This is a genomic window from Sulfurimonas sp. NW15 (genome assembly GCF_051132285.1).
GTDB classification, from domain to species: domain Bacteria; phylum Campylobacterota; class Campylobacteria; order Campylobacterales; family Sulfurimonadaceae; genus Sulfurimonas; species Sulfurimonas hydrogeniphila.
Map to the genome: position 1 here is coordinate 254,370 of NZ_CP093237.1, position 10,474 is coordinate 264,843.

7 protein-coding genes are annotated in these 10,474 nt (G+C 37.0%); 6 read left to right on the forward strand and 1 reads right to left on the reverse strand.

What is annotated here, in order from left to right; translation table 11 throughout:
• Positions 1–43: 43 nt before the first annotated feature.
• On the forward strand, positions 44–1,468 hold the full coding sequence (locus MLC52_RS01365) for a hypothetical protein (protein ID WP_434580925.1): 1,425 nt from the start codon (positions 44–46) through the stop codon (positions 1,466–1,468).
• Between the two features lie 125 nt (positions 1,469–1,593).
• On the opposite strand, the gene MLC52_RS01370 is transcribed toward MLC52_RS01365, so the two are convergent.
• Positions 1,594–2,505 (reverse strand): AEC family transporter, encoded by a 912-nt coding sequence (locus tag MLC52_RS01370; RefSeq protein WP_434580927.1) that lies wholly within the window; start codon positions 2,503–2,505, stop codon positions 1,594–1,596.
• Positions 2,506–2,561: 56 nt separating this feature from the next.
• Here MLC52_RS01370 and MLC52_RS01375 point away from each other — a divergent pair, with 56 nt between their 5' ends.
• Genes MLC52_RS01375 through MLC52_RS01395 form a run of 5 tightly spaced genes read left to right on the forward strand, consistent with a single transcriptional unit; the run spans position 2,562 to position 10,390 of the window.
• Positions 2,562–3,932 (forward strand): mannose-1-phosphate guanylyltransferase/mannose-6-phosphate isomerase, encoded by a 1,371-nt coding sequence (locus MLC52_RS01375; RefSeq protein ID WP_434580929.1) that lies wholly within the window; start codon positions 2,562–2,564, stop codon positions 3,930–3,932.
• On the forward strand, positions 3,933–4,706 hold the full coding sequence (locus MLC52_RS01380) for an ABC transporter permease (RefSeq protein WP_434580931.1): 774 nt from the start codon (positions 3,933–3,935) through the stop codon (positions 4,704–4,706). It begins immediately after the preceding gene.
• Entirely contained in the window at positions 4,707–5,921 is a 1,215-nt protein-coding gene (locus tag MLC52_RS01385) for an ABC transporter ATP-binding protein (RefSeq protein WP_434580932.1), read from the forward strand.
• A complete protein-coding gene (locus MLC52_RS01390; protein WP_434580934.1) occupies positions 5,908–9,459 on the forward strand; it encodes a glycosyltransferase in 3,552 nt (1,183 codons plus the stop codon). The genes MLC52_RS01385 and MLC52_RS01390 overlap by 14 nt, the downstream gene beginning before the upstream one ends.
• Positions 9,443–10,390: an acyltransferase family protein gene (locus MLC52_RS01395; RefSeq protein ID WP_434580936.1), complete on the forward strand. Its 948-nt coding sequence runs from the start codon at positions 9,443–9,445 to the stop codon at positions 10,388–10,390. Before MLC52_RS01390 ends, MLC52_RS01395 begins: the two co-directional genes overlap by 17 nt.
• Positions 10,391–10,474: the final 84 nt, after the last annotated feature.

Consider the following 10,474-nt stretch of genomic DNA (forward strand, 5'->3'; position numbering starts at 1 on the left):
AAAAACAGATAGTATTCATTCATATTAAAATACAAGGAATAATATGAGTAAATATAGAAAAATGGGAATGAGTCTTGCGTTGGCAACTTTTTTTGCATTAAATACAACAGGATGTGACAGTGCGGATAGCGGTACGGCAACAGATCAGTCGACAGGTGTAGATGTAGTAGTGGAAAGAGGAAAAGTCTTTGGTGCCAATGTAAAAGATTCTTCAAGTCCAGCCCAAGTTGCACAAGAAAAAAGTGGACAGAATGTTTATACATTTGCAAAAGCACCTACGTTTCCGATTATTGTAGAGGGTGGATGGATTGATGTTAACAATAATGCTATTGAAGATACCGGTGATGTAAAACTTGATATTGTTATGAAATCATATTCTACAGTTGTTACACCTGTAACAACCTTTATAGCAGATGCAAATGAAAGCATACGAGAAGAAAAACTAAATACACTGCTTGGTCACCTAAATGACAGCGGAGTTGGAAAAGATATTAATATTACAGTTGAAGACTTGCTTAAAGTCCCGTCAGAAGCTCCTAGAGATGTTGTAGTACTTGCGAATGCAATTTACAAAGATATGAAAGAAAATAATGTTCAAGTACCGGATATAGATGCAGTTTTAAGCCAGTTTTCAACAATTGATTCATCATTAGGGGATGACGCAACTGCTCAAGATTTTGAAAGAACAGTTATGTCTGAATTAGAGAATATGGGACTGGTAGAATTTTTTACAACTCCACCGGCAGAAACAACTCCACCGGCAGAAACAACTCCACCGGCAGAAACAACGCTTGATATGAGCGGATACGGTGCAGTTGTTATTTACAGAAATGTTAGTGATACAATAGTTAACAGTCTTACGCAGGGATTTGCAAATTATGATGGATTTGGCACAGAGATCGTTCCAAGCAGTACAAGTTGTACAGACGTAGGATTTTCAGGTAACCCTATGGTCACTAATAGCGCTGGACTAAATACAAATACATACGTCAGTTCTGATTATTCCCGTTCATGCGTGGAAGCAGACTATGCCGGTGTAAGTTATGCTTCAGGCTCGTCAACTGTTCTTGTACATTATAATGTAGAACCAACAGGCGGGTATACAGATACAACTCCGCCGGCAGACATAACTCCGCCCGTAGACACAACTCCGCCGACAGATACAACGTTTGATATGAGCGGATATAGTACAGTGGTTATTTATAAAAACATCAGTGATACCTTTTTGAGTGGTCTTACACAGGCGTATGTAACTAACAGCGGATTTGGCACAGAGGTTGTTACAGGTACTGCGAGTTGTACAGATGTAGGCTTTTCAGGTAACCCTATAGTTACTAATAGCGCCGGAATAAGTACAAAGACATACGTCAGTTCTGATTATTCCCGTTCATGTGTAGAGGCAGATTATGCCGGTGTCAGTTATGCTTCAGGGTCATCCAATGTTCTTGTTCACTATAATTTACAGTAGTAATTAAACGACTTTCCCGAAATCCGTACTTTTGAGTGCGGGTTTTGTCTCTTTACAATCTAAGGTTCAGATTACAGAAAAGATTTATTTTTTTAAGTATCTCCAGGGTATCTGTTTTCCTGATTTTATGACATGAACTTTAGTATTTGGACACCTAAAAAGATAATGCCCAAAAACAGGACCGAAGAGATAAAGACCAGAGCGGTGACAAGTTTTGGTGCACAGTCATACAAAGAAGCAAGGTTTACATTGGCAACGGCAAGCGGCATGAGAAGTTCGATGAATACAACTCCTTTTATCATAGGCTCCATCTCCACATTAAGAAGCACAACAAAAGCAAGCAAAGGCAAAATAACAAATTTGAATGACATTACCCAGGCAATGAGTTTCCTGTTGATTGAGCGTATTTTAATGTCATACAGATAGATACCAAACAAAAACAGTTGCATGGTCATAGAAGCATAGGCCCCCATCATGAGCATATTCATAATTGCATCTGATGGTGTGTAGTGATTGACACTCAGTATAATGGCGATAACAGCTGCCCAAAGTATAGGAAGCTTTAGAATGTTTTTGAGAGAGGTCCTGGCATCAAAATTGCCGCGTGAGTAAAAATAAACACCCAGAGTGTAGACAATGAACACATTGACAAGATTGACGACTGTTGTGTAGGGAATGGAAGCTTCACCAAAAACAGCTATGTTCAAGGGTATGCCAAGATTTCCCGTGTTTCCTATGATGGAGGCTACCATGGCAATAGAGTACTCTTTTTTGTGTGAAAAAAGTTTTGAGGCAAAAAGAGCAGACAAAAACAGCACGAGTATAACAATAAAGAGATAAATGCCAGGAGCATACAAAAGCGTAATATCCACAGGATGGAGCAAAAGTCCCCAAAAAGTTAAAAAAACCTGCAAAAAATAGACATTTAAAAGGGTAATCGTCTTATCATCTATCTGCTCTTTAAAATGACGCTTGGCAATATAGCCCATTATGATAAAAACATAAATACTCAAAATTGAAAAAATAATTGAACTCATACTTCAATTATACACTTTTTGGCTAAGTTTAAATTTTTTTGTGTAAAATACTTATTATGATAAATATTATTTTATGCGGCGGAAACGGTACCAGACTTTGGCCTATCAGCCGTACTCTCATGCCTAAACAATTTGCAAAACTTTTTGATGACAAATCACTCTTTCAGCTTACACTGCAAAGAAACAAGACTACATGTAAAGAGCAGTTTATTGTCTCAAACAGCGAACAGTACTTCTTGGCACTTGATCAGCTTGAAGAGTTGGATTATATTCAAAACAAATTTTTGCTAGAACCTGTAGGCAGAAATACCGCACCGGCAATCGCACTGGCCTGTTTCGCGATGGATACAGAAGAGATAGTGCTTGTTTCCCCCTCTGATCATCTCATAAAAGATGAAAAAAATTACCAACAGGTACTCCAAAGAGCAAAAGCACTGGCACAAGAAGATGCACTCGTTACCTTTGGTATTCAACCGACATTTGCCGAAACAGGATTTGGCTACATAGAAGCCAGTGGTGAATATGTAAAAGCATTCCATGAAAAACCGGACATTCAAACAGCACAAAAGTATGTAGAAGCAGGAAATTTCTACTGGAACAGCGGTATGTTCTGCTTTAAAGCAGGAATCTATCTTCAGGAGCTGGAAAAGTATGCTCCTGAGATTTATACAACTGCAAAAAAAGCATTTGACAATGCCAAACATTCTGATTTTATGCGTATTTCACAAGAAGATATGCAGGCTATTCCCGAAGAGAGTATAGACTACGCCGTGATGGAAAAAAGTGACAGGGTAAAAGTCGTTGCAGCAGACATAGGCTGGTCTGATCTTGGCAGTTTTGATGCTCTTTCCCAAGAGTTTGAAAAAGACAAAAATGGCAACAGTAAAAATGACAAACTTATTGCCATTAATTCAAAAGACAATTTTGTGTATGCCAATGAGCGTATGGTGGCACTTGCAGATATAGACAGTCTCATTGTCGTTGATACTCCCGATGCGCTGCTCATTACAAAAAAAGGCAATTCCCAAAATATAAAAACAATAGTAAAGGAACTCAAAGGACGTGAAAGCAGTCTGCACCATATTCACCTTACTGTACACCGTCCGTGGGGAACCTATACTGTTTTGGAAGAAGATAAAAGATATAAAACAAAGCGTATTGTTGTTAAACCGGGCAAACGTCTCAGTCTGCAAAAACATTTTCACAGAAGCGAGCATTGGATAGTCGTAGAAGGTATGGCTCTCGTTACTATAGGGAACACTGAAATGTTGCTCAAACCGAATGAATCCACCTATATTCCCATGGGAGAGCTCCATCGCCTGGAAAACCCCGGAAAAGTAGATGTTATTCTTATAGAAGTACAGGTTGGAGAATATCTGAGGGAAGATGACATTGTCAGAGTCGAAGATGATTATGAGAGAATGTAATTGAAGCATAATATATATCTTGCCTTTGATTTTGCAAAACGGGATCTCAAAGAAAAATACATCGGAACCGGACTTGGACAGTTGTGGTTTGTTCTCTCTCCTTTGGTAATGATTTTTATTTATACGGTTATATTTTCTGATTTCATGAAGATGAAAATGAACATCATAGACAACTCGTATGCATACAGTATTTATCTTATTCCTGGTTTGTTGGCATGGACGGCTTTCAGTGCAACAGTTATGCGGCTGAACACTTCTTTTTTTGAAAAAGCAGGACTCATAAAAAAAATCAATGTTCCCATGTATACCTTTCAGTTGGCAATGGTACTTTCAGAACTTTTTACTTTGGCTGTTTCTATGATTTTAGGTCTTATGTTTTTACTGTTGATTCATCAGCCTGTCGGCTGGGTTTTTTTATGGCTGATTCCTTTGATGCTTATTCAAAGCATATTTGCTTATGGTCTAGGCACAGTATTTTCACTTTTTACCCCGTTCTTTAAAGATTTTAAAGAACTTGTTCCGATAGTGATACAGCTTTGGTTTTGGATGACACCTGTCATATATGTAAAAACAATGATAGAACATAAGTATCCTTTGCTTCTGAAATACAATCCTTTTTACTATTTTGTCGAAATATATCAAAATATTTTTCTCTATGCGAAAGCACCTTCTTGGCAGTCTCTTCTTGTTATTATTCTTATAGCCTTTGTCTCTTTGCTTATTGCAGGCTATTTGTACAAAAAGATGATAGCCGCCATTAAGGATATTATCTAAATGAAAAAAGTCCTTGAAGTCAAGAATGTATCCAAGATCTATAAAATGTACAGTAGCAATTTTAACAGACTCAAAGAAGTGTTTTCAAACAAAAAATATCACAAAGAGTTTATAGCAAACAACAATATTTCTTTTGATTTATATGAGAGTGAAACACTTGGTATCATCGGTGTAAACGGTGCAGGAAAATCAACTATTCTGAAAATTATAGCCGGTGTTATAGAACCTACAAGCGGTAAAGTTCTGAGACACGGGAGAGTTACGGCACTCTTGGAACTCGGTACCGGTTTTAATGATCAGATGACAGGACGGCAAAACATCTCTCTTAATGGAACACTGATCGGTATGACGCATAAAGAGTGTAAAGAAAAAGAACAGGATATTATAGATTTCAGTGAGCTTGGCGACTATATAGATGAGCCGGTTATGACCTACTCTTCGGGAATGAAGATGCGGCTTGCTTTTTCTATAGCCATCTATTCACAGCCTCAGATTCTTATTGTAGATGAAGCGCTTAGCGTTGGAGATGCACATTTTTCGGCTAAATGTACAAGAGCACTCAGTGAAAGAAAAAAAGAGCATATGAGTATCATCTATGTTTCACATGATTTAAATTCTCTGAAACTTCTTTGCAATCGTGTTATCTTGCTGAATCACGGAGAGTTGATAGACGAAGGCGAAGCTGAAGATGTGATAAACCACTATAATCTTCTAATCTCTCATTTAAATGACAAAGAAGAAAAGAAAAAAGACAACAATGACTACTATGGAGAGTTTGATGTAGAAATAAGTACTGTTTCTATACAGGGAGAAAGCTCAAAATCAAACATAATAAGTTCAGGGGAAAAAGCAATTATAACAATACTGTTACAGTCAAAAAAAAATTTGAAAGATATGACGATAGGCATTATTATAAGAGACAGGTTCGGACAGGATATTTTTGGTACAAATACATTTTTTCATAATATGACGATAGATTTTGAAAAAGAGAAAAAGTATATTTGCCAATTTGCAATGGATTTAAATCTCGGAAAAGGAAAATACACTATTACTGCAGCTGTTCATACGAACGAGTCTCATGTAGAACACTGTTCGCATTGGCTGGACAAAGCTGCGGATTTTGAAATAGCGGGGAACTATGGTTTCCATTTTATAGGATTGAATAAGCTCTGCCCATTCATCTCTTTTAAGGAAATAGAAAATGAAAAAAGATAGTTTTTACAAGGTTCTTGAAGATAAACACAGAGGAAACAGAAAACTTATAAAAGAGAGATTGAAAATTTATACAGAGTGTATATCTCCTCTAAAAACAATAAATCCAAAACCAAAAGCCTTGGACTTGGGCTGCGGCAGAGGAGAGTGGTTAGAACTTTTAGTTGAAAACGGGTTTGATGCAACAGGTATTGATCAAGATGAAAGCATGCTCCGGCTTTGCAGAGAAAACAAATTGCATGTATTGCAGCAGGATGCTCTTGAATATCTCAAATCAATACCTCCGCAAAGCATTGAACTTGTTTCTGCTTTTCATTTTGTTGAACATATCGCATTTGATAAATTGCAAGAGATGATACAGCTTGTATGGAAGATATTGAAAAAAGGCGGTTTATTTATAATTGAAACGCCAAATCCTGAGAACATCATGGTTGCTTCTAAAACATTTTATATGGATCCTACACATAAAAATCCTTTGCCTTCGGAATTATTGCTTTTGGCTCTAAAATACTATGGTTTTTCAAAAGCAAAAGTGTTGCGCCTGCAAGAGGAAAAAGATATTTTGCTAAAAAAAGATTTTGCGCTTTTGGATGTTATAACCGGTGTCAGCCCGGACTATGGCATCATAGCCCAAAAAGAGGCACCAGCAGAGGTTCTTACTCTATTCCAGTCCTGCTTTGATAAACAGTTTGGAGTCAGTTTGGAGGAAGTGACAAATAAATATGATATACAGATAAAAGAGAGCATAGAAAAAGTAGAGGGGCAAATGAGATTACTGCAAAATGAATTTGCCGAAACAAAAAAACAAAATGAAATGTTAACGCAGCAGCTTGTTTCCATAACAAACAGTAATTCATGGAAACTGACAAAACCATTGCGGCTGCTGATGAAATTTTTAAGAGACAATAAGTATAAAGCTAATACTAAATATGTTCTTAGAAAATTAAAAAAAAGACTGAATCGCTTTCCAAGATTAAAGTTCTTTCTGGTAAAGATTCTTAGAAAATTTCCGTATTTGTATGCAAGATTAAAATATATAAATGAATATGATGAGCCTGTGCAGACAGATTCAAATGGGACAAACAAAAACCTTTCTTACAGAGAAGAATTTTTTTATAACATCAAAAAAAGAAAGACTAAAGCAAAGTCAGCAAAAAAACTGGCTTATATATCGCCGCTTCCGCCGGAAAAATCCGGTATAAGTTTTTACAGTGCTGATCTGCTTGAGGTCTTGAAAGATTATTACGATATAGAACTGATAGCAGCAGATAAAGATATAGTAGATAACGAGATCAGGGCAGCATACAAAGTGAGAGATATAAATTATTTTGTGCAAAACAGCGATAACTACAGCAAAGTGTTATATCACTTCGGAAATTCCCCTTTTCATGAGCATATGTTTGATTTGCTCAAAATCGTACCGGGTATTGTCGTACTGCATGATTTTTATCTTTCGCATATTGTAGAGAAAATTACTCTAAGCCAAGATCCAAAAGCCGGATTTTTTAATGCTCTTTATAAATCTCATGGCTATAAAGCCCTTTACGAACTTTTACAAACAAACAACAGGGAGGAGATTATTTGGAAATACCCTTGCAATCTGGAAGTTTTGCAAAATGCAACAGCTGTTGTCTCTCACTCAAACCACTCAAAAGAGTTGGCAAAAAAACACTATGGTTCCGGCAATGCTGCACAATGGCATATCATTCCGCTATTAAGAAAACAGGCGGACAAAAAAGACAAAGCAGCAGTGAGAAAAAAGTTCTCTATACCGGAGGATGCCTTCGTAGTTTGCTCATTTGGCCAGCTGGGAAAAAACAAACTGAACCATAGGCTGCTCGATGCCTGGGCAAACTCTTCTCTTGCAAAAGATAAAAAATGCAAGCTGATTTTTGTAGGTGAATATTCTGATCCCCATTATAGAAAAAAACTGATAAAACTGATAAAAGAGAACTCTTTGGAACAAAGTGTTCATGTTACAGGCTGGGTGAGTGATGACGAGTACAAAAACTATCTTTGTATCGCAGACACAGCTGTACAGCTTCGTGCCTATTCTCGGGGAGAAACATCAGCCGCAGTCTTGGATTGCATGAATTATGCATTGGCTGTAATAGTCAATGCCCATGGCGCAATGAAGGATCTGCCGCAAGAGGCGCTTTGTATGATAGAAGATGACTTTTCAGACGAAAGACTCTCTCATGCTCTGCAAACACTTTATAATGACAAAAACAAAAGAGAAACAATAAGCCGCAATGCGCAAAAGATTATTCAAGAACAACATACTCCTCAAAAGTGTGCATTGATGTACCGGAATGTTATTGAAAATTCATGTGCATATGAGCCAGTACTTGAAAATCCTCCGCAAACAAGACAAAAACAGTTGCTTGTTGATGTTTCTGCCATCGCAAGAACAGACCTTAAAACAGGGATACAAAGAGTCGTTCGCTCACAGCTGAGGGAACTTGTAAAAAATGTGTCAAACGAGTACAGAGTTGAACCGGTTTATCTGACTCAGACAGAGGGGAGATACAGATACTGTTATGCCCATGAGTATATGGCAAAGCTTTTAGATGCAAAAGAGTTTACACTTCCCGACAGACCGATAGACTGCTACAGGGGAGATATTTTTTACGGACTTGATTTAAGCGGTTCTTTTATTTTAGAAGCCGCAAGAACAGGTCTGTTCGAAGCATATAAAGCAAAAGGAGTAAAAATAAGTTTTGTTGTATATGATCTGCTTCCTGTACTGCAACCGCAGTTTTTCCCAAAGGAGTCAGAAGATATTCATACAAAATGGCTTGATACTGTGAGCAATGTTGCTGACAGCCTTATTTGTATTTCAAATGCCGTTGCTGAGGAACTCTCCTCTTGGATAGAAACACACAAACAGAAAAAAAGAACAGATCTTGAAATTCTCTCTTTGCATCTGGGCGCAGATATTCAAAACATTACAGTCGCGCAGGGACTGACAGCAGTACAAAAAGAGCAGTTGGACAGGCTGGATAAAAACATGACTTTTTTGATGGTAGGGACAATAGAACCAAGAAAAGGACACAGGCAGGTACTTGAAGCCTTTGAATTACTGTGGGCAGAGGGTGTAGCGGTAAATCTGATTATAGTGGGAAAAAGAGGATGGATGGTCGATAATTTTATACAAAAGCTGACAAATCATCCCAAGCAAAACAAACAGCTGTTATGGTTGGAAGGCATTGATGATGCTTTTTTGAAAAAACTATATAGTTTTTCTGATGCCCTTATAGTTGCCAGCGAAGCAGAAGGTTTTGGTCTGCCTCTTATTGAAGCTGCTCACTATAATCTGCCTGTTATAGCAAGGGATATTCCTGTGTTTCGCGAAGTGGCACAGAATTGTGCCTATTTTTTTGCAAATGAGAACACCCCGGGAACTATTGCCGATGCCATAATAAGCTGGAAAGAACTCTATAAGCAGAAAAAGCACCCTTTGTCAGACAATATGCCTTATCTGACATGGGAAGAAAACGCAAAAAAACTATTAGAAGTATTCAATGCATGGGACGCTTAGATTTTTTTTAGCCATTGCTGTTGTGTTAAGCCATTTGAATGTAAGAGTCTATGGCTATAATCCTGGAGTAAGTGCCGTAGTTATATTTTATCTTTTAGCCGGTATGGTTGCCTATAAGCTAAATACCCGTGTTTATCCGAACCATGCAATTCTCTATTATAAGGATAGAATAAAAAGAGTATTTCCTCTTTATCTTATGGTATTGTTGTTTGCCTATACTGTATATCTTTTAGGAGCCAGTTCTTACTTTATTTCAAAAACACCGACTTTTACGGATTATATTGCAAACATTACGGTTATACCCCTCGCATATTATATGTATACGGGACAGGATACTTTTACGCTCATTCCGCCGGCATGGTCTTTAGGCGTTGAATTACAGTTTTATTTGTTAGCTCCTTTTATATTGTTAAGCAATAGAAAGATTTTGTTTCTCTTAATTTCTTCTTTTATAATATATCTGGCTGCGATATTTCAACTGTTAAATACAGACTATTTTGCATACAGACTCATAGTCGGTGTACTGTTTATGTTTTTGACAGGCGCATTAATAGAACAATATCGTTATAATCAAAACAAATCAAAATATACACTTGTTTTATTATATGTTTTTCTTATAATGAACGCATTGGTGATTTATTATTTTAACCTGCAGACTTTTTACAGTGTTGAAACACTTTTCGGACTCTTAATCGGTATCCCCATTCTCTCTTTTTTGTTCAAGCCGAACTCTTCTAAAATAGTTGGATTAGACAGATTCTTAGGAAATATTTCTTATGCGGTTTTTCTTTTGCATTTCCCGGTAATATGGCTTTTGAAACTTCTTAATAATGGTCAGGCAAATGCAATGTTGGTACTATTCGTAACAATTGCTTTGTCTGCAATATTTTTTAACACTTTATACTATTTAAATAGGCTCGCTTTAAAGTAAGATTTATATTTATTAGTGTATGATAAGCATAAGTATTGTATAATACTATCGATAGTCTAAGTGATTGTAAGGGGTATGACGTGA